We start from the raw sequence: 26290 nt of genomic DNA on the forward strand, positions 1-26290 counted from the left end.
TATTCGTTCTTTGTCATTTCGAAATGAGCTTTTTTAAGCGATTAAGAAATCTAATTTTGATTTCATTCACATTCCGAACAACACTTTATTTTTATTTTTAAAGCGACTTTAAGCTTCTTAATAATTGTTGATTCTCTTCACACACACCAACGCTTATTCGCAAACAATTTTCACACAAAGGTTGGTTGGTTCTATTTCTTATTACAACGCCTAATTTTATTAATTGGTTATAACGTTTTGTTGCATCATCTACTTTTATCAATAAGAAATTTCCATCAGAAGGATATACTTTTTCAATAAAAGAGACACAACACTCTAATTCCTTTTTTAAGCGTTTTCTTTCGCTAACTAATTGCGCAACTTCATTTTTAAATTCGTCTAAATTCTGCAATCTTACTAACGCTCTCTGTTGTGTTAACTCGTTTACGTTATAAGGAGGTTTTATGTTATTTAATATTGCTATTATTTCTTCTGAAGCATAACAAACGCCTAACCTTATTCCTGCTAAACCATAAGCTTTAGACAACGTTTGAGTGATTATTAAATTAGGATATTTATTTAATTTATGTAACCAACTTTCTTGCTCTGAAAAATCAATATACGCCTCATCTAGTACTATTAATCCTTTAAATCTTATTAGTAATTCTCTTATTGTTTCAACAGTAAAACTATTTCCAGTAGGATTATTTGGTGAACATAAAAACAAAATTTTACTATTCGCATCTGCAGCTTTTAAAATCTGTTTTACTTGTGGCTGAAAATCATCCGTTAATAAAACTTTTCTATTCTCAATTGCATTAATATTAGCCAAAACAGAATACATGCCATATGTTGGAGGTAATGTGATGATATTATCTTTATTGGGTTCACAAAAAGCTCTGTAAATCAAATCTAAAACCTCATCACTTCCATTACCTAATAAGATGTTTTTTTTATTAACTCCTTTCATTTTAGACAACGCGTCTTTTACATTATTTTGTTGCGGATCTGGATATCGATTTACACCATTTTCAAAAGGATTTTCATTGGCGTCCAAGAAAATCATTTCTTTTATATTCACATCTTTATACTCATCTCTTGCAGACGAATACGGTTTTAGAGACTTAATGTTTTCTCTTACTAAATTATTGATATTGAATGTTGCTTTCATTTCTACTTTTGTCATTCCCGTAAAAACGAGAAGCTATACGTACTTATTTTTATGCCATCGCATTTCTTTGGATTTCTTCCTCCGCAAAAAAGACATCTTATAACCTATTTTAAATCTTTTAAACGAATAGATACTGCATTTTTATGGGCTTGTAACCCTTCTGCTTCTGCCATCAACTCAATTGCATTCCCAATTGTTTGTATCCCTTTTTTAGATATTTCTTGAAACGTAATACTTTTTGTAAAACTATCTAAATTTACACCAGAATACGCTTTCGAAAATCCGTTTGTTGGTAATGTATGATTGGTTCCTGAAGCATAATCTCCTGCACTTTCTGGCGTATAATTGCCAATAAAAACAGAACCTGCATTTTCTATATTATCAATGAAATAATCATTATTATTTGTACAAACAATAAAATGTTCTGGTCCATATTCATTAATTAAATCTAGCGCTTCTTCATCATTTTCAACAAGAATTGATTTCGAATTATCAATCGCTTTTGTAGCAATTTCTACTCTTGGTAGCGCTAAAAGTTGCTTTTGAATCTCACTCGACACTTCATCAATTAAATTCTTAGAAGTAGAAACTAAAATAACTTGACTATCTGCTCCATGTTCTGCTTGACTTAATAAATCTGATGCTACATAACTCGCATTTGCAGTATCATCTGCAACTACTAATAATTCACTTGGACCAGCAGGCATATCAATAGCAACTCCATGTTTGGTTGCTAATTGTTTTGCAACCGTTACAAACTGATTTCCTGGGCCAAATATTTTATAAACTTGCGGAATGGTTTCTGTACCAAAAGTATACCCTGCAATTGCTTGAATTCCGCCAACTTTTATAATTTTTGTAACGCCACATAAATTGGCAGTGTATAAAATTGCTGGGTGAATTTTTCCTTCTTTATTTGGTGGTGAACATAGTACAATTTCCTTACAACCTGCTATTTGTGCAGGCACTGCTAACATTAAAACGGTAGAAAATAAAGGCGCTGTTCCTCCAGGAATGTATAAACCAACTTTATTAATTGGTCTTTTTTCTTGCCAACAAGAAACTCCTTCTGCAGTTTCTACATGTATTTTTTCTGTCTTTTGTGCCGTATGAAATTTGGTTATATTCGCTTTTGCTAACTGAATAGCTTCTTTTAATTCTTCTGAAACGAAACCAATAGCTTCTTTAACTTCTTGTTCAGAAACAACGGTATTTACTAAAGAAACACCATCAAAGAGTGCTGTATATTTATGTACAGCGGGATCTCCATTTCTTTTTACATCATCAAAAATTTGATTGACTGTTTTTTCAATATCATCAACCGTTTTTGTAGGTCTTTCTAATATTTTTTTCCACTCTTTTTTAAGTGGATTTAGAATTGTTTTCATAACGAGCTTGTTAATCAACCCTAAACTTGATTCAGGGTCTTTTATTTTATTGTTTTTTAAAATTACAGCACCATTTTTTCAATAGGGCATACTAAAATACCTTCTGCTCCATTTTCTTTTAACTCATCTATAATTTCCCAAAATTCATTTTTGCTAATTACTGTGTGCACAGAACTCCAACCTTCTTCTGCCAAAGGCAAAACAGTAGGGCTTCTCATACCTGGTAATAATTTTAGAATGTTTTCTAATTTATCATTTGGTGCATTTAATAACACATATTTAGAGGCTTGTCCTTTTAAAACAGCCTGAATTCTAAACTGAATTTTCTCTAAAATAGCTTTTCCTTCTTCAGAAATTAAAGGTGAAACAGCCAAAACTGCTTCCGATTTTAATAAAACTTCAATCTCTTTTAATCCGTTTTTGAATAAGGTACTTCCACTAGACACAATATCACAAATTCCGTCTGCTAAACCAATATTTGGTGCAATTTCTACAGAACCACTAATAATGTGTAATTGTGCATCAATATTGTATTCCTTTAAATATTTTTTAACCGTTTCTGGATACGAAGTTGCAATTCTTTTTCCGTCTAAATCTTGTAGCGAATTCGCTTCAGATTCTTTTGGCACCGCAATAGAAACTTTACATTTAGAAAACCCTAAACGTTCTATAAACTCAATATCATTTCCTTTTTCTATTAAAACATTCTCACCAATAATGGCTGCATCTACTACTCCATCTCTTAAATACTGAGGAATATCGCCATTTCTAAGGTAAAAAACTTCTACTGGAAAATTTCTAGCAGCCGCTTTTAATTGATCTTTACCATTGTCTATAGAAATACCAATGTCTTTTAAGATTCTCATTGAATCTTCATTTAATCTTCCTGATTTCTGTACTGCAATTCTTAATTTATTCATTTTGTTTTTGTTTGATGCTTGAACAAATACGGCTCTTACTATTTTATTAGATTCCGATATCAAATCGGAACTATTTCTATTATTAGAAATAGAAAAACCCGTTTGATTTGCTCAAACGGGTTTATAAATATTTTGATTTTTATTCAATACATTTTTAAATCGCTTGACTGCAATTGTAAAAATGATGATGATGTACTTGAATAAAGTTCATGTTCTTGTTTATTTCTATGCAAATATCCAAATTAAATTATTAATAAACCAACTGATTTGTATAAAAAAGAGGATTCATAGAAATATTTATCAAATTCTTAGTATCTGTTTAATTTTTTTAGTTTTCATTTAATAAAACAGGGCTTTAAACGTATTATTTTAATAAATACAAAGTGTAAATTGACAACTATTAAATAAAAATTAGGTCACTATATAGACTTCTTAATTAAAACTATTTTTTACATAATTTTTTTAAAAAAAATAGCATTAAAATTACGAAAATAAAATCATTTCAATTACTTTCACATACCACTATAACCTATAAATTACTAAAATGATAAAGAAACATGTATTCGCCTTTATTTTTATGACCTCTATTATCAGTTTACAAGCTCAAACGCCAGATAAAAAAAGGGATTGGCTTGGAGAAGTAAAAGTAGGTATCCGTGCTCAAAAAACCCAAAAACTCTATTGGGAAAATGGATTTACTGTTGATTTTACAAGTCCTAAAATTTCGAATAAACACATTCATCTTGGGTTTAGTTATGTAACCACAAGGCTTGGAAGTGCAATGGGCACAAACGCTATTAAGCAAGATAACTTCTTACTAAATATGGGGTATTATTTTCGGTATCAAAAAAAACTACAACCTTTTACAAGATTAAACACTGGGTATTTTTATGCTGATTATGAAGCTGATGTTTTTGATGAAATCCCTAACACAGCTTTCCTTTTTTCAATAGACGCAGGAATCTCTTATGAGTTTGATGCGCCATTTACAATTAATTTAAGTGCAGGCTATAATTTAAATACAGGAAATGGATCTTCTGGACCAGGAACTTTATATCCTGTTTTTTACCAAATGAGTGTTTACTATACCTTATTAAAAAAGAAATAATATGAAAACTAAAAATATACTTTTAAAACTATTTGTTATTTCATTATTGATACTTACTGGCTGTTCTAGTGATCCAGAAATTGATAATGCAACCATGTTAGACGGAGATCAAATTTTTGATGCATCGCTTTACAATCCTACTAAATACTTAGTATCAAAAGCGATTAACAATCCTACTACTGATCAAAAAAACACACCCGTTGTTATTGCTGTTCATGGGTATTCTGCAACTACTTTTGAATGGGATGAATTTAGAACTTATGCAGATGCGAATGCCAATATTTTAATTTCACAAGTACTTTTAGGAGGACATGGCCGTACGTATAAAGAATTTAAAAATTCTACTTGGAAAAACTGGCAAACACCAATTATGACAGAGTACAACGCGCTTCGTGAAAAAGGATATACCAATATAAACTTTGCAGGATCTTCTACTGCATGTCCGTTGGTATTAGAATTAATTAAAAGTGGAAAAATAGCCGATAACGGCATGAAAAACATCTTTCTAATTGACCCTATAGTGATACCTTCTGATAAATTACTAACTCTTATAGGACTTGTTGGCCCAATGATAGGTTATTTTGAAGCAACAAATACCGCTACAGAAGATAATTACTGGTATCATTTTAGACCACAAGAAACATTAAACGAATTATTAGACCTAATAGATATAGTACGTAAATATTTGCAAAAAGGGTACCAATTACCAGCAGGAACTCAACTAAAAGTGTATAAATCAATAAAAGATGATACTGCAGATGCTGTAAGTGCAGTTCTTATTTACAAAGGACTTAAGAACAGTGATGGGTCTACTATTGATGTTCAAATGATAGACTCTGAACTACATGTAGTTACCAGATTAGAAGGCCGAGATACTATTACTCAAAAAGATAGAGATACACAGAAACAAGTTTTTGACAATATGCTTATGCTTCTTATGCAATAAAGGAAACGCTAAAGAATTATCAAAATAAAAAAAAGCTCAAGTTTAAATCTTGGGCTTTTTCATTTAAATGAAAATCAGCTATTTATGCGATAACTAAAATGCTAATATAATAAAATTATATTTAAAAAAACGGGTATCGATACCTACTGTTTAATAATTATAAAAAGATAACTTTACTAAATGTTCTAAAAACCTGTATTAAATAAATCCTCAGTGTTTTTAGTTACAAATATATAAATAGTAAAAGCTAACAATAGTTTCTAGATTATAATAAAAGTGCCGTTTTTACAAATACTATTTATGTCGTTTTAGAACAGACAACGGTTTATATATATTATAAGTTTTAAGAGGTTTAACTACTATTACATACGAATGGAATAGGATTAACGAAGCTATCTTAAAAACTTTAGATTTTGATTTAATAAACGCTATCTCACGTTCTCCAAACCCCATAAAAAAATATTTTTAACGATTTAAAAAAATTAAGAACAGATAGTATTCGTAGGAAATTGTTAGAAGAAAGCACTCATACAAAATACGTACCATAGAAAAATATAGTAATGGATGCCATTTAACAACAACATCTGGAAATAAAAAAGAGACTTTGAAGGTCTAAATGTAGAAGGTCACATATATAACTGCGGTTAACCGCAGACTTAACCTTCCAACTATAGTTAAGTTTGTAAAATAAAGAATAACAAAAAAAAAGATGTGCTATCTGGAGATGTTTAACTGATAACACTTGCTTTTGTTTTTATATAATACGTTGCAAGCAATTTAATAATGACAAAAAAAAAATGAAAAATTATTTTATTTATGTAGGTGCAGTCTTAATGTTGCTTGCTTGTAATCCTCAAAAAAGTAAAAAAGAAGAAAAAGTTGATGCTTTTACACCTATTACAGTTTTTCCAATGCCACCAATATTAGCTTCGGGCCAATTTATAGAGATTCATTGAAAAGAGACAAATAAACAGGCTACAACACTGCATAAGCTGAATTAAAACGCAGTTTATACAAACCGTTGTAAACCATTACAAATAAAGAATAAATTAAAATGTAAAACTATGCTCTCAAAACAAAAATGTACCCATGCAATTAATGTATGGAAAGAAACTAGAACTGACTTCTCAAAGGTCAAAAAAATAATTGATCCTACTGCTGTATTTAATTTTACACAAGATGATTGTGACTGGATAAAAGGAAACAATGAAAACAGTAATTTCCATACTTATGTTGGTGTACACAATGATAAATTTATTCTAATTGTTGTACCGTTAGATAAGAAAGGAAAAGAGATTGACCTTGATAGCTACCTAACAACAAAATTAACAGATTTAAAAGAGGATATCACATTAATAGAAACAGATGTGGTAACCACTGTATCAAAAACAACATTATCTAAAAATTTAGAAATTACTAAACACTGGAAAGAAGTTGATTTACCAACTTACAACGAGCCTACTATTACAGAAAGAGCTTCTGTAAAAGACATAGAAAAATGGAAAAATGAATGTTTAGATTGGTTTTATTATGAATGTAATAAAGCTGGTGGTAAAAACATATTTAGAGTATTTACAGTACCTTTTGCAGATTTAGCAAGAGAAGGTCAAAAACAAGGTGAAGTAGTTGCCTTATTTGGTTTTAAACATTCTTCTATTTATCAAACACAGATACCTATATTAATTTTTGTAGCGATAGCTGATAAGGCGGGTACTACAGAAATTATGCGTGCAAAAAATAACGAAGGAACATCTGAAACAAACACAGAAGATCTGGCACGCCCTTGTCCTCCTTTATGTAAAGAGAAATCAAACTTCACTCTATTAGATTAGATGAATAATTATATTTTAACTTCTATAATTTTATCTTATTTTTTATTGATTACCGCATTTATATACGGCTGTAGCAGCAAACAAATACGGAATAATGAACTAAGTAAATGGGTTGTTATCTATTTAGGTTTTATTCTTGTAATAGAAGCAATTAATCATTTCTCAATTACGATTTTAGAGACCAAAACCACACATTACCTTTACCCTTTATACTTTGTTGGAGAGTTTTTGATATTAATGAGCATATTTTTAAAAGAGTTAAAAGCACCTAAAAAATGGAAAATTATAAAGGGATTGGTTGCTGGTTACATCTTTATTGAGTCTGCTATTTTATGGTTTATTAATGATGATGCATCTAACGGATATGGTAAAATAATCTCTCATTTAACCATTCTTTGTTTATTAGCGATTCTTTTAATTAAAAATTTAAAAGAGCTTGAGGAAAACAATCACTTCTCTATTATTTACATCGCTTTATTTCTGTATTATGGGGTCTCTTTGTTTTTATTTTTATTGATTAATCAATTAACAGAAATGAACATTAATATTTGGATTATAAACAACATTCTTTCTTCCATCTTATATGGTAGTTTCATATTCACCTTTTATAAATTAAAGAAATGATAGTAAACATCCAATATATAGTTATTATGATTATCGTACTATCGATACTCATAATAACTTCTTTTGCCGCATACAGAGCCTTTGTTCAAAAAATATTAAGGGAAAAGTCTCGGCAGCATCAACTTGAATTGGAACATCAAAAAGAAATCTCCATACAATATACGAATGTTCAGGAAAATGAGCGAAAACGGATTGCAGAAGCGCTGCATGATGATATAGGCAACAAATTAAATATTCTCTCTCTTTGGATTAGTAATGAAGAAACATGGAACAACAAACGATCAAAGGAAATAATTGCCCAACAAATTCCAGTATTAATTGAAACTACCAGAACTATTTCTCATTCTTTGTACCCCATTAATTTAGAAAAATTTGGTTTAATACTTACTATTGAAGCTTTAATTTCAAACATAAACCAATCCCTCTGTGTTCAATTAATATTTAAACATACGTATAAAAAAAGATCTATCGCTTTTGAAGTACAAATCTATCGCATCATACAAGAGTTTTTGAGCAATGTGATTAAACATGCCAAAGCAACTAAAATGCTGATTCATATTAGAGATACAGATGCTTCACTTGTTATTATTTTGTCTGATAATGGTATCGGTTTTGACAACTCCCGCCTCCAAACAGGTATGGGTCTTAAAAACATTAACAGTAGAATTCAATCACTTAATGCACATAGCAAATGGAAAAGTAAAAAAGACAAGGGTTCACTATTAATTCTTAAAGTTTTAACACAATGAGTAAAATTATTAATATAGCATTAGTAGATGATGAGGCTTTGTTCGTCGAAGGTATTTCTCTTTTACTTTCTAATGTGGCACACATAAACGTTATAAAAACCTCCAATAATGGTTTAGAATTTCTTAATGAACTTGAAAAAACTTCAGAGTCAAATTTTCCAGACATCGCTTTGGTGGATATACAAATGAAGCCCATGGATGGATTTGAATTGACTGAAACTTTGAAGGAAAAATATCCAGATTTAAAAATCATTATACTTTCTTCTCTTTACAAAAGTAACGTTTTAGGGCATATGATTCAGTTAGGCGTTTCTGCTTTTATTCCTAAAAACTCCAATAAAGAAATGCTTTTTACCGCTATTGAATCTGTTAGTAAATCGGGTGTGTATTTTACGGAGACGGATCAAGAAATGCTCATGAAATTCATGAAGAGCAAATCTAAAAAATTAGCATTAAGCAATAATGAAGAATTGTCTGGTAGGGAAATTGAAGTTTTAAAATTAATTTGTCTAGAACATACAAACCAAGAAATTGCAGATCAATTATTTCTAAGTAAACGCACCATAGAAGGGCATAGACAAAGAGTTTTAGAAAAAACTAGTGCTAAAAACACGGTAGGATTAGTTGTTTATGCAATAGCACATCAAATACACCCACTTCCATAAAAGCTACATACAGTATAAATGCGAAAAATTCAATTTAGTATTTTATACGCTCAAATATTCTAAGGTAATTCTGTCTATTCATATTGTTAAATTAATGATGTTTCAAAAATAAATGACCGCTGGCGGGTTCTAAAAAACCAAGACAACAGAGTGAAAAGAGTAGCCAATTCCTTACAATGATTGGCTATTTTGAAGCAATAAATACCACTACAGAAGAAAATTACTAGAATTATTTTAGACCACAAAAAACATTAAACCAATTATTAAATCTAATAGATAAAGTGCGTAAATATTTACAAAAAGGATACCAATTACCAACAGGAACTCAACTAAAAGCATCTAAAGCAATTAAAGATGATACTGCAGATGCTGTAAGAGCTGTTCTTATTTACAAAGGACTTAAAAATAGTGATGGAACTACTATTGCTGTTTAAATGATAGATTCTGAAATTATAAAAGATACGATAATGAATAATGAGAAAATTGAAATTGAGAGCTTTACTTTATGAAGTTAAAAAATGGAAATTCAATTAAATTTATAAAAAAATAAATAATAATATTTACTAACATGGTATAAAAAATGCATTAGGTAGTGCTAAAGCCAAAGACTAGTGCTTTTGTGTTACATCTAATTTCCTTAATGAAAATGCTCGCACACAAGACCGCACTTTCCTTATAAAAAACAAGTATACATAATATGAAAAAAACAAAATTACTATTTATAGCATTGAGCTTAATTGGATTGAATTTATGTGCTCAAGATTTGACTTGTGCTGACTTTAAACATGGACAATTCTATATTCCCGAAACGAAAGAAATGGCTAAATATACCGTTGTTAAAAATGACAGTATTTCGGAAATAAAATCAGAAAGAGATACTACTATTCAGAAATATATTATAATCCGAGAAAAAAAGACCCAAATCGAATGGAAAAACGGAATCGGAAATGGAAAACCTGAATATGAAATTATTGAATGGATTGACGATTGTACTTATCGACTGACTTATGACGCGTCAAAAGCAGAATTGAGCAAAGAAAAAAAGTGGGTAAATGAAAATAAAGGAATTGTAGTCTCTAAAACAAAAATTGAAAATAATTGCTTGTACTATACCGCTGCAATGAGAACAAGCGAAGGGCAAACCATTTCGCAAGACGGGGTAATTTATAAGAAATAATCTTAAGAAGAACTGAGTTAAAAAACAAGTAAACTCTTCGTTAAGTTTTGGCACTAAAACACTGGAGCTAATTAAAGTATGGTTTAAATTTTCAACATTTGGAGCATTTGTAACTCTCTTCAAAACTCTGAAAATTGGGAATTTATATTTTATTCAAACTATAAATTTTATTTAAAATATTGATGCTTACACGGAATTCAATAGCAATCACTCTTTAGATGCCGGAATAAAAAAATTTTATTTTTTAAAAAACCACCTCGTAGGAAATAAATAATGATATTGAAATAAATTAAGAACTATTAAATATCAGATTAGAAAAAGAACGATTAGGAGAAATTTACAACCCTGAAAAGATGAGTAAAAATGGTAATTCACAATTAATTCGAATAAAATAAGAGCTCTAAATTAACGTATTTAGTAAAGCTTTCAAAAAAACAGAAACCTACTTTATTTATTTTTCAGATGGCTTCGTTTTTTTAATTAGCCTTTCTTATCATGTAAAAACAACTACCAATTAAAACGATTCTCCCCTTAACCCAACACAAACAATTTCAAGAAATTATTACTATCTTCTAATATTGCTTTATAAGTGTCTATATTCGCCCTTAATTAACACTTTAGTTACCCCCGCAAAAAAAAGAGTTAAAAACTGGTGCTTACAAACCTAAACAGAGCTCAAATGCAAATTAAAATTAAATCTAATCGAATAGAATCTATAGACATTTTAAGAGGGGTTGTTATGGTACTGATGGCACTAGACCACACAAGAGGTTATTTTCATTATGACTCATTTCTTAGTCATCCTACCGATATAGACTCCACAACACCCTTGCTGTTTTTCACCCGATTTATTACGCATTATTGTGCGCCAGTATTTGTATTCTTAGCAGGAACTTCGGCATTTTTATATGGAAGTAAAAAATCAAAATTTGAATTATTTAAATTTCTTTTAATAAGAGGAATATGGTTGATTTTTCTAGAAATCGTGGTTAATAATTTTATCTGGTTTTTCGATTTCAGCTATAGTATTATAAACCTTCAAGTTATCTGGGCTATTGGTTTTAGTATGATATGCCTGTCCTTTTTAATCTTTTTGCCAAAAAAAGTGCTTTTAGCCCTTGGAACCCTTTTAATTGTTGGTCACAATGCATTAGATTTTATTGTCATGGAAGGTCAAAGTTTTCAGAATATTATTTGGTACTTCATGAAGCAGAAAGAGATTCTAACAATTCCAGGTCATATAATTTTAGTCAATTATCCATTGATTCCCTGGATTGGTTTAATGGCTCTGGGTTATTTATTTGGCACCTTCTATCAAAAAGAATACGAGGTAAGTCTAAGAAGAAAATGGCTTTTACGCATAGGTATTGGTTTACTTGCACTTTTTTTTATTCTAAGGTACATGAATTTTTATGGTGATTTATATCCGTGGAGCAGCCAAAATACGACTACAAAAACAATTTTATCTTTTTTTAATGTTACCAAGTATCCACCATCGTTGTTATTCGTTTGCATTACTATGGGACCAGCAATGTTATTTTTATATCTTTTTGAAAACACAAAAAATAAAATAACCAATTTCTTTTTGGTCTTTGGTCGTGTGCCTTTGTTTTATTATTTTATACACATTTTTGTACTACACCTATTAGCAATTCTAGTTTTATTGATTATTGGTGGTGATTGGCATGATATGATTTTAACGGGTGATGATGAAGGATTAAGGGATTCTTATGGTTACGCTCTTTGGAAAGTCTGTCTCGTTTGGATAGGGGTTGTACTACTACTATATCCTTTAAGTAAAAAATATATGATTTATAAAGCCAATAATAAAGACAAGTGGTGGTTGAGCTATTTATAAACCTAAATAATTAGCAGATAGATGATCTCTTTTGCTAAAGTAGAATACAAATAGAACCTAACACCATAGAGGCTATTAGGTAATTAATTACTTCAATGTATGTTGAAGCATTAAAGAATTAGTATGTATGGATTTTAACAAGTTTCTTTCAGAATTAAAACGACGTAATATTTTTAAGGTAGCTACAACCTATGCCATTGCGGGATGGTTAATCATTCAAATTGTTACCGCCATTGATGAACCATTATCATTGCCCGGATGGTTTGCTACCACTATTATTGTGGTAGTCTTTATAGGCTTTCCTATTGCGCTTATTATTGCATGGGCTTTGGAGCTGACTCCAGAAGGCATTAAAAAATCGGAAGGTATCGCAATCACCACCGCTGTAAATAAATCTACAGGTAAAAAACTGAATAGACTGCTGATTACTGTTTTAGCATTGGCGGTTGTTTTTTTAGTCATTAATAGAGTCTTTTATGTAAAAGTGGCCGATGAAGTTGATACGAGTACTGCTTCCATTGCAGTATTACCTTTTGTAGACATGTCTCCGCAACAAGATCAATCGTATTTTTCCGACGGTTTGTCTGAAGAATTACTCAATGTGCTAGCAAAAGTAAAAGACCTAAAAGTTGCTGGGCGTACCTCTTCTTTTAAGTACAAAGGCCTAAACGACGATCTTGTTAAAATAGGAAGCGAGTTACGTGTAGATCATATTTTAGAAGGAAGTGTTCGAAAATCTGGAAATAGTATGCGTATCACTGCGCAGCTTATTAAAGTGGCAGATGGTTTCCATATGTGGTCTGAAACCTATGACAGAACTTATTCGGCTGAAAGTATCTTTAAAATTCAAGACGAAATTTCGAACGAAGTTCTCAAGGAATTAAAAGTAAAATTACTAGGTAAGGAGGCAGCATCTAAAACAAAAAAAGCGCTTACAAAAAATACAGAAGCTTATGAAGCCTATCTTAAAGGCCTGCAATTAAGTAGAAACAAACAACCGAAAGATTTAGAAAAAGCCATCATCTATTTTAAAAATGCCATTACCTTGGATCCAAAGTTTTCCTTAGCCTATAGTCATCTGGCATTGGCGTATTCGCGGTTAGAAGATTTTGGAAGTCTTGATCATCAAGAAGCTATTAGTGCCATTAAGAGCAATGCAGAGAAAGCCCTATTGCTAGATAAAACAAGCGGGATAGCGCATCTTGCCGTTGCCCATTCTTTTTGGACTCAAAGAAAATTTGATAAGGGGAAAGAGGCATTAAAAAAAGCCTATGCCCTAGAACCTAATAATCCTGAGATACTAGTATATTATGCTGATATTGCCGGAGAAGACAACCTTGCGTTGAAAACAGAATTAATAGAAAAAGCCTATCGCATCGATCCATTGTCTCCTTCAGTCATAGAGAATATGGAGGGTATTTATTATGACAACGAAAACTATTTAAAAGCCCTAGAATTTGCAGAAAAAAATGTGGCAATTAATCCTAATTATATTAGAGCCCATGGAAATTTAGTATGGTTACTAAGGGCTGAACCTAATGGAAAATTAGATGAAGCTTTTATAACTGCGTATAAAGCCTATCAACAATTTCCTGAAAATTTAAATGTCATTAGTATATTAGCATATACTTCAATGGATTTAAAGTTCTTTAATTTTGTAGACGAATTATCCGAAAAGATAATGCTCCTGTATCCTGAGAATATTGAGGCTGATATGATAAAGGCAGAAAATTTTCTCCATCAAAATGAAGCAGCAAACTCTGCCAAAACAATAAATAAACTACTGCTAAAACGTAATATAAAACGAGATAAATATGATCCTATTTATGATAGGATAAGTAATTTTTATTACTTGGGAAAAACAAAAGAGGCCCTTAATTATCTTAAAACATACCATCCTATCTACCTATCAGATACAATCTCTACTGTTCCATATCAAAATATGTATGGACTTGCTTCGATAGCAGCAATTTTAAAGCATTCGGGAGACCTTGAACAAGCAAGTCGTTTAACCGAGATTTACGGTAATGCACTGAGGTCTAAATTTGAATATAATGGTGATCTAAAAAAAGAAAAAACAAAGCTCCTTTATTCTTATAAAGAGTGGGCCAGCTTGTCTGGTGATGCTAAATTGGCTTCAAATAGTATGGAAGAAATTTATTTTAATAGAAAGGATAAAGCGAATGTATATTTTGATTTACATAGAATTACAACAGATCTTATTTCAAAAGCCCCAGAATTTAAAGTCATAGAGACCAAAATAGCCAAAGACATTAAAATCATGCGTGATAAATCCATCCTATTCTTAAAAAGGGAAGGCGATTGGCCTATTAACAAAATAAATGAATGAGGGTTTTTCTGCTTGCCTCAAACAAAAGACACAAAAAACTATCAAGAAAATTAGAATTTCTAAGTCTATTTTTTAATTAATTAGAAATTATGATGAATAAAATCATTTCACACCGTTGCACAAATATAACAAACAACTAATAACACATATTATTATGAAAAGCTCCATAAAACTATTACTACTACTGCTCACCTTTTCAAGCTCTTCAAAAGCAAATACTCAAGTTAAAATGAACTTTAAATTTGATACTCCTTATGGAGACAACCAATCTGTGGGTAACTATGTTGAATTAAACGGAACTGAAACTTATTATGAAGAATATGTAAAAGGAGAACCCTTGCTCCTAATACACGGACAATATGGAAGTATTAAATGGTTAGGAAATCAGATTGAATATTTTAAAAAAAAATATCGTGTAATTATTGCTGATAATAGAGCTTATGGAAAAACAAAATTAAAAACAACTTCGTTGACCTATGATCTTGTTGTAAAATATTTAGGGGGCTTAGTACATTCTTTATCTATATACGGATGAGGTGATGGCGGTACGATGGCATTAAAAATGGGTATCAATAATAGATCACAGGTAAAAAATATTGTAGCAAAAAGTGCGTATTTACGTTTTGATTCAACAGCTTTGCACGCTTCTTATATGGATCGCTTTATCAATGGTAAAGAAACTGTTGAATCTAAACTTATTCAAAAAGATAGCACTAGAAATTGGAATTTAGAGAATCAGCGTCATAATCAGGTGCTAGAAGAAACAAATATATCTACCTCAGCCTTATCAAAAATTAAAGCACAAGTATTAATAATCGCTGGAGATAAAGATGTTGTTAAAGGGGAACATAGTTTAGAACTATATAAAAATATAGCGCAAGATCAATTATACATAATGCCGGTAGAAACACTCTTTACACCAGCATCAGACCCAATAAAATTTAATGCTGTTGTAAATAATTTTTTATCAAAACCATTTAAGAAAGATTTTCGCAGGTTTTAAGAGACTACTCTTGTTAGCCAGCTATAAAAATTATGCTCACAAATAAAGCAAACAATTAAGTATCAAGTATTCAAAATAAATAGTACAACAGCGGAAAATCTTACAATCAATAAAGGTGGTAAATCAAATAAAAATTTCAAATAAAATGAAAAATAAAGCAAAAAAATTTTTGTGCTTACTAACAATTCTTCTAACTATCGGATGTAAGTATTCAAAAAAAAACAAACTAACCAAAGAGGTTATACACTCTGATTCTTATGAGTTGGTAAAAGATTGGCCAAACTTACCTGAAGACCTCGTTTTAGGAAATCCGACCGGGCTGGCAATTAATTCTAACAATAATATTATGGTTTTTCATAGGGGAAGTAGAGTTTGGGAAGAACCTTTTCCAGATGATAAAATTCAAGAAAACACGATCCTTACTCTTGACCAAAAAACTGGGAAAATCTTAAAGAGTTGGGGGGCTGATTTATTTGTTATGCCCCATGGATTAGAGATTGATAATGAAAACAATATCTGGGTCACAGATGTTGGTCTGCATCAAGTTTTTAAATTCAGTTCGGATGGAGTTCTACTTTTAACATTAGGTAAGGCTAGATTTTTTGGAAATGATACATCTCATTTTTATCTTCCAACAGACGTCGCTGTTGCAGATGATGGTTCATTTTATGTTAGTGACGGTTATGGTAATAGTAGAGTTATAAAATTCTCTAAAGACGGGAAGTACCTTTTTGAATGGGGGGAATTTGGAAATAAAGAAGGAGAGTTTAACATTCCACACGCAATTGATTTGGATAAGAATGGAAATATTTATGTCGCAGATCGTGAAAATAATAGAATTCAAAAATTTGATGCAAAAGGAAATTTTATTACACTTTGGCAGAATGAAACCACTGAACAACTATATTCTGTTGCTATTGACAGTAAAAATGATTATCTGTTCGGAATAGATTATATGTTCGTAAATGATACTATAGTAAAAGGCTCTGATATTTTTCGCTTTGATTTAAATACCAACCTAGAATTACAATTTGGTAGATCAAGTTTTTATGATGGCCCAATATCTAGATATCACGACATTGTAATTGATGATGAAGAGAGTATTTATGTTGGTGATATTTTAGGGAATAAAATTCAAAAATTTCGATTAAAAAAAGCTGATTAAAAAAATTAACGAATGCACAACACGGCTTAAATTCAGTAGCTTGTTCTCGCCTACTTCTAAAACTCCTTGAAACTACTCATAGCAGAGATCTTAACGGTAATTCGACGCATATTAGGCGGATTTAAGAATTAAAAATAATTATTAAAACAAACAATCGTACAACAAAATTCAAATAAATGAACAAAGTAATCTTAATTCTGATCCCATTTCTATTTTTTAATACTGTAAATGCACAAGAAAGTGTTGTCAATTCAAGTCATGAAGTGACTTTCAAACTAAAAATAACGAGTCTACCAATTAAATACTCAGTGGGTATAGGATGGTTTATTGGGCCTTATGCAGATGATCAAAAAATTCAACGGTCTCTATTTCCCAAATCCCCAAACACAGGTGGGCTTTATCAACAAACCATCTCTTTCCCAGACTCTTTGATGGGTAAAACTATTACATATTGGTATGCAACCACTCAAGGCAGGTCTGATTTTGAACGGTCGTTTGTGCTGGAAAAAAATAAAATCCAAGAAAGAATTGAAAGCTGGGGTTTTGTTGACGGTTTAAAAGGTAAAATAAAAGGGACTAAAATGCTTTTTGTAGAACCCAATTCAGATGAAGAGAACACTATGTTTACTGAACCCTATGTAGGTATTACTACAGACGGAAAGCCCTTAGAAGACCTATACCCGATTAAAAAAACAGGCTCCTCCACAACTCCTATTAAAAATGCGGTCATCGCCTTTGTTGCATCGCTTACTAAAGAACAAAAATCAGCAAGCACGTTCCCGATAGCATCAAATGAATGGAGAAGATGGCACAATATAGATGACTGGCAAAGAGCAGGTGTTTGTTATGAAGACTTAAATGCACTACAAAAAAAACTCGCTCTTGCTTTTTTAAAAGAGAGTTTAAGTACCCAAGGACTACAAAAAGCAAAAAACATTATGACAATGGAGGTCTATTTAGCAAGCTTGGAACCAGAAAGCAAAGATTTAGGAGGTGAAAAATATTGGTTTACTTTCATGGGAACGCCTTCTGACACGGAGCCTTGGGGTTGGCAAATGGAAGGGCATCATCTGGTCATTAACTACTTTGTGCTAGGTGACCAAGTTGTAATGACACCCACATTTATGGGTTCTGAGCCAAATTTAGTCGAAACAGGAGATCATAAAGGGCTGCGCACTTTTGAAATGGAAGAGCAAAAAGGCTTGGATTTTTATTTATCGCTCAATAACAAACAAAAGGAAAAAGCCACAATTTTTAACAAAAAAGAGTTTGATCTTAACCAAACTGAAGCTTTTAGAGACAATCAAATTGTTCCTATAACAGGGATTTCTGCCAATGATTTATCAAAAAAACAAAAAGAGCTGTTGCTTGATTTGATTGCAGAATATGTGAATAATGTAAAAGACGGCCAGGCCAAGGTTAAAATGGCAGCGGTAAAACATCATTTAAACCAAACCAATTTTACTTGGATTCAAGGTAGCCATATCAACAGTCCGTTTTATTACCGCATTCACAGTCCTGTAATTTTAATTGAATTTGACCATCAGTCGCCTGTATTCCTATATGATCATTCGAAACCCAAACCAGGGCCAGTTAAAACACATGTACACACCGTTGTTCGTACACCAAATGGCAATGATTATGGAAAGGATTTGTTGAAAGAACATTTAGAAAAAGAGCATAAACATGAAAAGCATTAAATGCTTATTCTTTAGCCAAAAAAATAATGTAAACACGAATATTAATATTTAATTAAAATTATCATGAGCAATAAACTCATTAAACTACTGACCGTATTTCTTTTTTCATGCTTTCTAACTAATGCGCAAGAGTCAGATAAAAAGGACTACCCTCTAAAAGCAGATGTAGAAACCATTGATGGTATTATTAAAGCATATTATGAAATTATTTCGGGCCCCGCTGGCGAACCAATAAATTTTCAAAGAGATAAGTCTTTACATTATGAAAATGCTTTGATCCTATTTTCTGGCACTGATAACGACAAAATCTATAATGATATAGTAAACGTATTTGATTTTCATAAAAACTCAGCAAAAACTAAACCAGGGATTTGGGAGTATGAAATTGAAAGGGATACACATCAATATGGCAACATCGCAAACGTTTGGAGTACTTTTGGAGTAAAAGAGAAAGTTGATGGAACTTTTAAAGCGAAAGGTATAAGTAGTGTTCAATTATATCACGATGGTAATAGATGGTGGATTCTTTCTTGGTTGACACAAAGTGAAAAAACAGATAGCCTAACAAAAAAATAGTAAAGAAAAATAAATACCATGATTACAAAAACCTCTTTGCTCACGTTTAAAAAGATAAATTTAGTTATAATTTGTGCGTTTACTTATACTTTAAGCTTTACACAAGAAGTGGAAAATACCGTTGACCTAAATGCGCAACATTGGTATCACGGCTCTGAAAACTGTAAAGAAAACACCAACCCTCCTATTCAAGTTGTTCAATACAACAGCAATACATGGATACTGCGTCAAAACATATGCACCCATTTCGAAGCACCTTTCATGTTCCTTTTTATTGGAGGCAACAAGGCGTTGTTAATGGATACAGGAGCAACACAAGAAGAGGATGTTTTCCCACTATATGAAACAGTAAATGGAATACTTAACGATTGGTCTGAAAAAAACGGAGAGCTTGAATTGATCGTAGCCCATACACATAACCATAATGATCACTATGCAGCAGACAGACAGTTTATGGGGAAACCAAATACAACTGTCGTACCAATACGAATTGAATATGTAAAGAACTTTTTTCAGTTTCTTAATTGGCCCGAAGATATTGTTGAACTCGACCTTGGAAATAGAATAATAAAAATCATCCCTATTCCGGGCCATCAAAAAGCTTCTATAGCAGTGTACGACACCTCTTCTAAGATATTGCTAACTGGAGATACTTTTTATCCAGGGCGATTGTATGTTGATGATTGGGATTCATTTGGTAAGAGCATAAATAGGCTTGTTAATTTTACTGAACATCATGAAATATCTTATATTCTAGGCAATCATATTGAAATGTCAACTACTGATGGGATAGACTATCCGATGGGATCTACCTACCATCCACAAGAATACAAACTGCCCTTAACTATCAAGGATTTAAAAGAACTTCAACTTGCGCTTACTAATTTGGGAAATACACCAACGAACGAAGTTCATAAAAACTTCATAATATCGCCTATTAATCATTAGCTATAAAATTATAAACTACAGCCTCATTTGAGGACTCAAAATAAAAAAAATTATGACAAAAACTACCAATCAATTCTCCTCCAAAAAAATCATCACATTCCTGCTTCTAACTTTTGCCATTATTGCTGTAGGTTGTGATCGTAATAAATCAAAGCAAGTTACAATTGAAAAATCAGTAATTCCCGATTTTAAATTAATCAAAGATGTCGTATATGGCCACGAATTTGGTATGGCAATGACTTTTGATATTTATATCCCATCAAAACCAAATGGTGCTGGTGTGATTTTAACAAACAGTGGTGGTTGGGAATCACCATATGACACATTCAAAATACAGGATAACGGTACCTATAGATTTGCAACAGATGAAGAAATGACCAAATCAAAAACGTATCATATTTTAAGTCCAAAAAAATTAGTATTAAATGGATATACTGTTTTTGAAGTACGACATGGAAGTCGACGGAAATTTGAAATGTCTGAAATAGTATCACATGTTAGAAGAGCCGTTCGATTTATTAAGCATAATTCCTCAGATTATGGAGTTGATAAAACCCGTTTAGGGTTATGGGGTGGCAGTGCCAGTGGCCATCTATCATTACTTATTGGTCTGTCTCCTGAAGTACCCTTATTTGATGCCAAATTGGATTGGGAAAAGAATCATGCTGATGTGGCTGCAATTGCAGTTTTCGCAGCACCTAGCGATTTAGGTAAAATGGTTTTAGATGACCAAAAAACATGGGGTAAAGCGGATTTTTTGAAACTATCTACAGAACAGTATCAAGAATTTTCACCAGTTAATTACGCCTCAAAAAACGATCCGCCAACTTTAATAATGCATGGCGATATAGATACAACAGTACCATTTATTCAAGGTGAATTAATGTATTCTAAACTTCAAGAAGCAGGAGTACGCTCTAATTTTATTGAATTCGAAAAGACAAACCATTCCCCAACACTTAAGAATGCGTCAAAAGGAGTTGATGAAGCCTTGGCTTGGTTTGATACGTATTTGAGCAAATAATAAAGCGAGATAACACCCTGTATAATTAATTTGCTATTATTAGAACAAAATAAAAATTAAATTAAAATGCCCAAACTAAAAACCCTTTCAATTTTGATGCTATTAGTTTTTAGCATCGCTGGTTGTAAAAAAAATCAGCCACCAAAAAAAATAAACTTAGAAGAGATAACGATAACCGACATTCACAAGGCCTATAAAGTTGGTACTTATAATAGTCAAGATTTAGTAGCAGCATATCTCACTGCTATTAAAGAAAAAAATAAAGCTGTTAACGCCATTTCTATCATAAATCCTCAGGCACTATCAATTGCCAAAGCACTTGACACAGATTATCAAAAAACAAAAAAGCTACTTCCACTTCATGGTATACCAATCGTCATAAAAGATAATATCAATGCTGTTGGCCTTCTAACAACTGCCGGATCATTAGCACTTCATGATTATATCCCCAAAGAAAATGCTTTTGTCATCAATAAATTAGTTGCAGCCGGAGCTATTATTATTGCAAAATCTAATATGGCCGAATGGGCCTTTTCTGCTAAGCATACAAAGAGTTCTACAATGGGAACCACCCATAACCCATATAATCTAGCCTATGTTCCTGCGGGTTCTAGTGGCGGAACCGCCGCTGCTGTGGCTTCCAATCTTGCACTGGGTGGTTTGGGTACTGATACGGGTAACTCCATTCGCGGTCCCTCTTCGCATTGTGATTTAGTAGGATTCAGAACAACCTTGGGCTTGATTAGTAGAGAAGGCATTGTGCCGTTATATTTAAGAAATGATGTGGTTGGTCCGATGTGCCGAACGGTAGAAGATGCAACTAAAATAATGCAAGTGATGGTGGGATACGACCTAAAGGATTCCATCACTAAAAATTCAATAAACAAAACACCTAAAAATTACACACAATTTTTAATAAAAAACGGATTGAAAGGGTCTAGAATAGGGGTGTTAAGAGAACTAAGTGATTATAAAACAGACCCAGATATTAAAAAGTTATTTGAAAAAGCACTTTTAGATTTAGATTCACTTGGCGCTACAGTTGTTGATCCAGTTGACATTCCTAATTTTGCGAACTTAAGAAAAAACCAATGGTGCGCAACCTTTAAAACTGATGTTGAATCTTTTTTAGCGACCTACGTCAAAAGGGATACGGTAAAAACCTTAGAAGACATTATTAGAATTGGCACCAAATCTGAGTTTGCAAAGAAAGTTTTAGCAGAAGAAGCCAAGTCCTCTGGCCGATGGGAAGAACCTAGTATAAAATGTTCAGATGCCTACCACGATATAAAACGAATTGCTTTTAGAGAAGCCATAGAAGTGGTTATGGACTCTTTAAACCTAGACGCCATTGTATACCCTACTTGGAATAATAAACCAGCAAGAATCGCACATTTTGAAAAGGAGCACAAAGGTGACAACAACCAAATAATTGCGCCACATACAGGTCAACCGGCCTTTACGGTTCCAATGGGTTTTAGCCCTGGTAATTTACCTGCGGGACTTCAATTTTTAGGACGCATGTACGCAGAACCAACTTTAATTAAACTTGCTTATTCATATGAGCAAGGAACAAAGCATAGAAAACCACCAATACTTAATAAAAAAGAGGTAACAGATGCTAAAAATAAAAATGTGAACTGAGCACTTTACAAAAAGTAATAATGAATCAAATATTGAGATTTCTTGCAAATAGGATTCTTACTCTATTTAGCTAGCTGTTGCAGTCAACAAAATTTAACTATGCGTACATCCAAATATTTATTTTACGTGCTGTTGTAAATAAGTTTTTTTTATAGATACAGCCATCTTTCTAATAATGAATTAGATAAAGAGCGAAGCCACCTCTGTATTTCCGAAATAGAGTAAGTTGCAGAGTTATATAATATAACTGCCATGTTATGTTAAAATACAACAACCAAATTAAACTATTTTATTATGAAAAATTTATAAATAATTTTTGCTTTCCTATTGTTCTTAGGATGCTCACCGAAACAATGTAAAAAAGATGACCCGAAAGTAGTTGAACGAATTCTTCAGGATTTTATTAAAGCCTTATCTGATAGAGAGTTTGAAAAACTTGAAAGTATATCTACAACGGACTTAGTTATTTATGAGGATGGATCAATATGGAATAATGACAGTCTAGTACAAGCTTTTAGTGGTGTTGCAGAAATATCATTTCAATTGATGAATTTTGACACAAAGGTTGATTGTAACTCTGCAAGAACAAAATACATTAACATTGGTAAGTTCGAATTACCTGACAAAACGGTTAAAGTAAAATTCCTAGAAAGTGCTTCATTTATCAAAGAAAAAGGGCTTTGGAAAATTGAATTTATTCACTCCACTCCAATGAAATAAAAGGTTACCGTGTATAGCATGGGGTTATTTATAGTTTAGATTTTTACTATAAAACTTGTACATTTAAATTTTGGAAACCAGTAAACTGAAAAGTGGCACTGTACATAAAGCCGGAACATTAATTATAATTAAAATCAATTATCATGAAAAACATTTTCACATCATTAATTCTACTTTTCAGCTTTTCAATATGCGGAATAGCGAATGCTCAAATGCAAGCGATCTTTACCTTTGATACACCTTATGGAGAAAATAAAGCCGTTGTTAAACATGTTGAGATCAATGGTACTAAATTTTATATTTACTTTAATAAAACAAATTGTTATAAAAGCATAAAACTTCCGTTTATCCGGTCAAAGAAGAACGATAAACGAGCAAAAGTAACTCATATAAATAAGTTGCCATTCATTGGTGAGAAGTTCTACGGAAACCAAAAATAACATAATATTAACCACTTATATTAAACAGAGATTTGATATAAGTTTTTTCAAAAAAAAAAAATGAATTTAGGAAAATTTACTTTACATCATTTAATTGGAGTTTTAATAACATTCTTATTCCTTAATAGTTGTACAAAAGAAGATATTTGTACAAAAGAGGTTAATATTCCTATTTGGAATGAAGAAGAACAAATATTTGAGGATAATTTTCAAGATTTTCCTTGTGATGTCAATGGAATAACCAAAAGTGTATCTGAGTTTACTTTGAATGAAAAAAAAGAACTAATACTAAACTTTAAAAATAAAAAAAACACCAAAATTTAGGAACAGTCTCTCGCTAATTAAAAGGTTAATAAAACACAGAATTGAGAAGTATTTATGAAATGAATTATATTCTGAATTTAGCAAATAACGGAATATTTACTATTGTAATAAACCTTTCTGAATGACTTACTGAAACTCTGAATTTTAAAACGCTGGAAAACAAAAAACAACGAAATGGTAACACCATCTATAATTAATTGCTGGTTTTAGCTCAGTTGGAAAATTCCTTCGGTATTTCGCCGTTCGTGCTTTACTTAGTAAATCCAATGCTCAAAACACACAACTAATCATGCACGTATTCCAAGATCAAATCCTAATAGAAGTTACTATTTTTTTTATGCTGCATAATTTTGAAGAACTACATAAGGAGTTCCTCTTTTTACTACTGCAAATGCTCTAGCTATGAGTTTATTTCTAACATTATTTATCGCTAGCATTTTATCTTTTCCTTCCGCTAACTTTCTCTTATAATAGATTCGTAATTCACTATCATGTTGAATGGCAGAAATACTTGCCATACTTAATAAACTTTTCATCTTTCTATCTCCTAAATAATGACATTGCTTTCTTCTTTTTATACTAGTACCCGACTCATGTGCAAAAGGTGCTGTTCCACAATAACTCGAGAAAGAACGCCAATTATCAAATCTTGTAAAATTACCTGTATGGTAAATTAATTGACAAGCAACCACAAAACCAACTCCCTTTAAACTTGATAATAATTCATAATTTTTTTGCATTGAAACATCATCAAAGATGAGCTCTTCTATTCTAATCTCTATTGCCTTTACTTGTTTAGATAAGTAATCAATACTTCTTTTTAAACTGATACAACCTGCATCTGTGGTAGAACTTGTTAAAAATACTTTCATCTCTTTTAAAGTACCTTTCAAACCAGCATTGTTTCTAACTAGTTGATCTCTTAACGCTAATAATCTACCAAGTTCTAAATGGGTTGTACTTTTAACTGTACTTGGAATTAATTCTTCTCTATAAATCCACCCATATCTAGCAATTAAACTTGCATCCAAACGATCTGTTTTCTCTTTTACAATACCTGAGGAACGCTTAATTTTCAATGGGCTTTCTTCTACATAAACAATCTTCTGACTATTTAGATAAAGTGCTAATTTTAAAGAATAATATCCCGTATTCTCAAAACAATAAAAAACACTAACCCCTTTTGTTGATTTTAAAACCCAGTTTAATAAGCTTTTATAACCTACAATATCATTCTTAAACTCCTTGTGAACTTGAGCTTGATAACAATAAGCATCAATTGTTTTTTTTGATACATCAATTCCTACGACTTCTTTGTAATTTTTCATATTTTTACATTTAAGTGAATAAATATGTTGCTTTAACTACTTCCTTTATCGGGAGATTTAACTCCTGGTATTCCAAATGGTTCTTGGCAACTTTATAGAAAGAGAGGACTCGTACGTGTACTGGAGCTTCAAATCTAAAACACGTTATAGTTCTCCTCTTTTTCTATCTAAAGATATTTAATACAAACTAAAGAAACACGTTATACCACATTTTGACCCGTCCTGAATAAAGGCTGCGTAATTTTAAACATTATGTACAGAAATGACAAAGTAATTAGACGTTACAGTGAACCTTTTAAATTAAAAATTTTAGCCGAACGTAGTACTGGAAAATACACAAAAAGTGAACTTTGCAAACTCTATTCTATTGCACCTACAACGGTTAATGAATGGATTAAAAAGTACAATCGTAAAGACTTAATGAATACCAGAGTAAAAGTGGAAACTAAAGACGAAATATCTAGAATTAAAACGCTTCAAAAAGAAATTGAACAGCTAAAAAAACTACTATTAAAAAAGGATCTCGATACTATGATAGAAGAATCCTATCTAGAAGTAGCTGCAGAAGATTTAGGCTACAAATCTATTGCCGAACTAAAAAAAAAGCTAAAGATAAAGCCCTAATCAAAGCTAAAGAGAAATCTAAGGGAT

27 protein-coding genes are annotated in these 26290 nt (G+C 31.6%); 23 read left to right on the forward strand and 4 right to left on the reverse strand.

All coding sequences use genetic code 11. The features are described from left to right. Positions 1–97: 97 nt before the first annotated feature. The 3 genes from hisC to hisG all read right to left on the reverse strand — a co-directional run bounded on the left by hisC (position 98) and on the right by hisG (position 3458). Entirely contained in the window at positions 98–1150 is a 1053-nt protein-coding gene (gene hisC / locus BTO04_RS03480; protein ID WP_087565319.1) for a histidinol-phosphate transaminase, read from the reverse strand. Between the two features lie 104 nt (positions 1151–1254). Next, on the reverse strand, positions 1255–2538 hold the full coding sequence (hisD, locus tag BTO04_RS03485; protein WP_087563174.1) for a histidinol dehydrogenase: 1284 nt from the start codon (positions 2536–2538) through the stop codon (positions 1255–1257). A 62-nt stretch (positions 2539–2600) separates the two neighbouring features. Further along, a complete protein-coding gene (gene hisG / locus BTO04_RS03490; protein ID WP_087563175.1) occupies positions 2601–3458 on the reverse strand; it encodes an ATP phosphoribosyltransferase in 858 nt (285 codons plus the stop codon). Positions 3459–4002: 544 nt separating this feature from the next. On the opposite strand from hisG, the gene BTO04_RS03495 reads away from it, so the two are divergent. The 22 genes from BTO04_RS03495 (at position 4003) to BTO04_RS03590 (ending at position 24311) form a co-directional block, all read left to right on the forward strand. Next, entirely contained in the window at positions 4003–4566 is a 564-nt protein-coding gene (locus BTO04_RS03495; RefSeq protein ID WP_157662420.1) for a hypothetical protein, read from the forward strand. A 1-nt stretch (position 4567) separates the two neighbouring features. Continuing rightward, positions 4568–5512 (forward strand): carboxylesterase, encoded by a 945-nt coding sequence (locus tag BTO04_RS03500; protein WP_087563177.1) that lies wholly within the window; start codon positions 4568–4570, stop codon positions 5510–5512. Between the two features lie 797 nt (positions 5513–6309). Continuing rightward, entirely contained in the window at positions 6310–6468 is a 159-nt protein-coding gene (locus BTO04_RS15165; RefSeq protein WP_157662421.1) for a hypothetical protein, read from the forward strand. A 108-nt stretch (positions 6469–6576) separates the two neighbouring features. Further along, a complete protein-coding gene (locus tag BTO04_RS03505; RefSeq protein WP_087563178.1) occupies positions 6577–7344 on the forward strand; it encodes a hypothetical protein in 768 nt (255 codons plus the stop codon). Further along, on the forward strand, positions 7345–7968 hold the full coding sequence (locus BTO04_RS03510) for a hypothetical protein (RefSeq protein WP_087563179.1): 624 nt from the start codon (positions 7345–7347) through the stop codon (positions 7966–7968). It abuts the gene before it with no gap. After that, positions 7965–8717, forward strand: a complete 753-nt coding sequence (locus tag BTO04_RS03515; RefSeq protein WP_232455946.1) for a sensor histidine kinase — start codon at positions 7965–7967, stop codon at positions 8715–8717. The genes BTO04_RS03510 and BTO04_RS03515 overlap by 4 nt, the downstream gene beginning before the upstream one ends. After that, positions 8714–9382: a response regulator transcription factor gene (locus BTO04_RS03520; protein WP_087563180.1), complete on the forward strand. Its 669-nt coding sequence runs from the start codon at positions 8714–8716 to the stop codon at positions 9380–9382. The genes BTO04_RS03515 and BTO04_RS03520 overlap by 4 nt, the downstream gene beginning before the upstream one ends. A 281-nt stretch (positions 9383–9663) precedes the next feature. Further along, positions 9664–9816, forward strand: a complete 153-nt coding sequence (locus BTO04_RS15170) for a hypothetical protein (RefSeq protein WP_157662422.1) — start codon at positions 9664–9666, stop codon at positions 9814–9816. A 263-nt stretch (positions 9817–10079) separates the two neighbouring features. Next, the gene (locus tag BTO04_RS03525) at positions 10080–10559 is read left to right on the forward strand and encodes a hypothetical protein (protein ID WP_087563181.1); all 480 of its coding nucleotides are present in this window, start codon (positions 10080–10082) and stop codon (positions 10557–10559) included. A gap of 679 nt (positions 10560–11238) precedes the next feature. After that, complete coding sequence (locus BTO04_RS03530) at positions 11239–12417, forward strand: DUF1624 domain-containing protein (RefSeq protein ID WP_087563182.1); 1179 nt, start codon at positions 11239–11241, stop codon at positions 12415–12417. 127 nt (positions 12418–12544) lie between these two features. Then, a complete protein-coding gene (locus tag BTO04_RS03535; protein WP_087563183.1) occupies positions 12545–14767 on the forward strand; it encodes a hypothetical protein in 2223 nt (740 codons plus the stop codon). 154 nt (positions 14768–14921) lie between these two features. Further along, complete coding sequence (locus tag BTO04_RS03540; protein ID WP_198342102.1) at positions 14922–15302, forward strand: alpha/beta fold hydrolase; 381 nt, start codon at positions 14922–14924, stop codon at positions 15300–15302. A 27-nt stretch (positions 15303–15329) separates the two neighbouring features. Next, a complete protein-coding gene (locus BTO04_RS03545) occupies positions 15330–15770 on the forward strand; it encodes an alpha/beta fold hydrolase (protein ID WP_157662423.1) in 441 nt (146 codons plus the stop codon). A 145-nt stretch (positions 15771–15915) separates the two neighbouring features. Further along, positions 15916–16935, forward strand: a complete 1020-nt coding sequence (locus tag BTO04_RS03550; protein ID WP_157662424.1) for a peptidyl-alpha-hydroxyglycine alpha-amidating lyase family protein — start codon at positions 15916–15918, stop codon at positions 16933–16935. Between the two features lie 176 nt (positions 16936–17111). Further along, positions 17112–18635 carry a DUF3500 domain-containing protein gene (locus tag BTO04_RS03555; RefSeq protein WP_087563187.1) on the forward strand — a complete coding sequence of 508 codons (1524 nt, stop codon included), beginning with the start codon at positions 17112–17114 and terminating at the stop codon, positions 18633–18635. Between the two features lie 63 nt (positions 18636–18698). Beyond that, positions 18699–19211 carry a hypothetical protein gene (locus BTO04_RS03560; protein ID WP_087563188.1) on the forward strand — a complete coding sequence of 171 codons (513 nt, stop codon included), beginning with the start codon at positions 18699–18701 and terminating at the stop codon, positions 19209–19211. Between the two features lie 18 nt (positions 19212–19229). Continuing rightward, positions 19230–20159, forward strand: a complete 930-nt coding sequence (locus BTO04_RS03565; protein ID WP_087563189.1) for an MBL fold metallo-hydrolase — start codon at positions 19230–19232, stop codon at positions 20157–20159. Between the two features lie 52 nt (positions 20160–20211). Continuing rightward, on the forward strand, positions 20212–21183 hold the full coding sequence (locus BTO04_RS03570) for a prolyl oligopeptidase family serine peptidase (RefSeq protein WP_087563190.1): 972 nt from the start codon (positions 20212–20214) through the stop codon (positions 21181–21183). A gap of 66 nt (positions 21184–21249) precedes the next feature. Continuing rightward, complete coding sequence (locus BTO04_RS03575; protein WP_087563191.1) at positions 21250–22827, forward strand: amidase; 1578 nt, start codon at positions 21250–21252, stop codon at positions 22825–22827. A gap of 327 nt (positions 22828–23154) precedes the next feature. Continuing rightward, positions 23155–23547 (forward strand): nuclear transport factor 2 family protein, encoded by a 393-nt coding sequence (locus BTO04_RS03580; protein ID WP_087563192.1) that lies wholly within the window; start codon positions 23155–23157, stop codon positions 23545–23547. A gap of 143 nt (positions 23548–23690) precedes the next feature. Beyond that, positions 23691–23987 (forward strand): hypothetical protein, encoded by a 297-nt coding sequence (locus BTO04_RS03585; RefSeq protein WP_157662425.1) that lies wholly within the window; start codon positions 23691–23693, stop codon positions 23985–23987. Positions 23988–24047: 60 nt separating this feature from the next. Then, on the forward strand, positions 24048–24311 hold the full coding sequence (locus tag BTO04_RS03590) for a hypothetical protein (RefSeq protein WP_087563194.1): 264 nt from the start codon (positions 24048–24050) through the stop codon (positions 24309–24311). Positions 24312–24646: 335 nt separating this feature from the next. Here BTO04_RS03590 and BTO04_RS03595 read toward each other — a convergent pair whose 3' ends face one another. Beyond that, a complete protein-coding gene (locus BTO04_RS03595; protein WP_087562932.1) occupies positions 24647–25639 on the reverse strand; it encodes an IS110 family transposase in 993 nt (330 codons plus the stop codon). 252 nt (positions 25640–25891) lie between these two features. Between BTO04_RS03595 and BTO04_RS03600 the strand changes: the two genes are divergently transcribed. Next, a complete protein-coding gene (locus tag BTO04_RS03600) occupies positions 25892–26263 on the forward strand; it encodes a transposase (RefSeq protein ID WP_087563195.1) in 372 nt (123 codons plus the stop codon). Positions 26264–26290: the final 27 nt, after the last annotated feature.

This window comes from Polaribacter sp. SA4-10 (assembly GCF_002163835.1).
Lineage (GTDB): Bacteria > Bacteroidota > Bacteroidia > Flavobacteriales > Flavobacteriaceae > Polaribacter.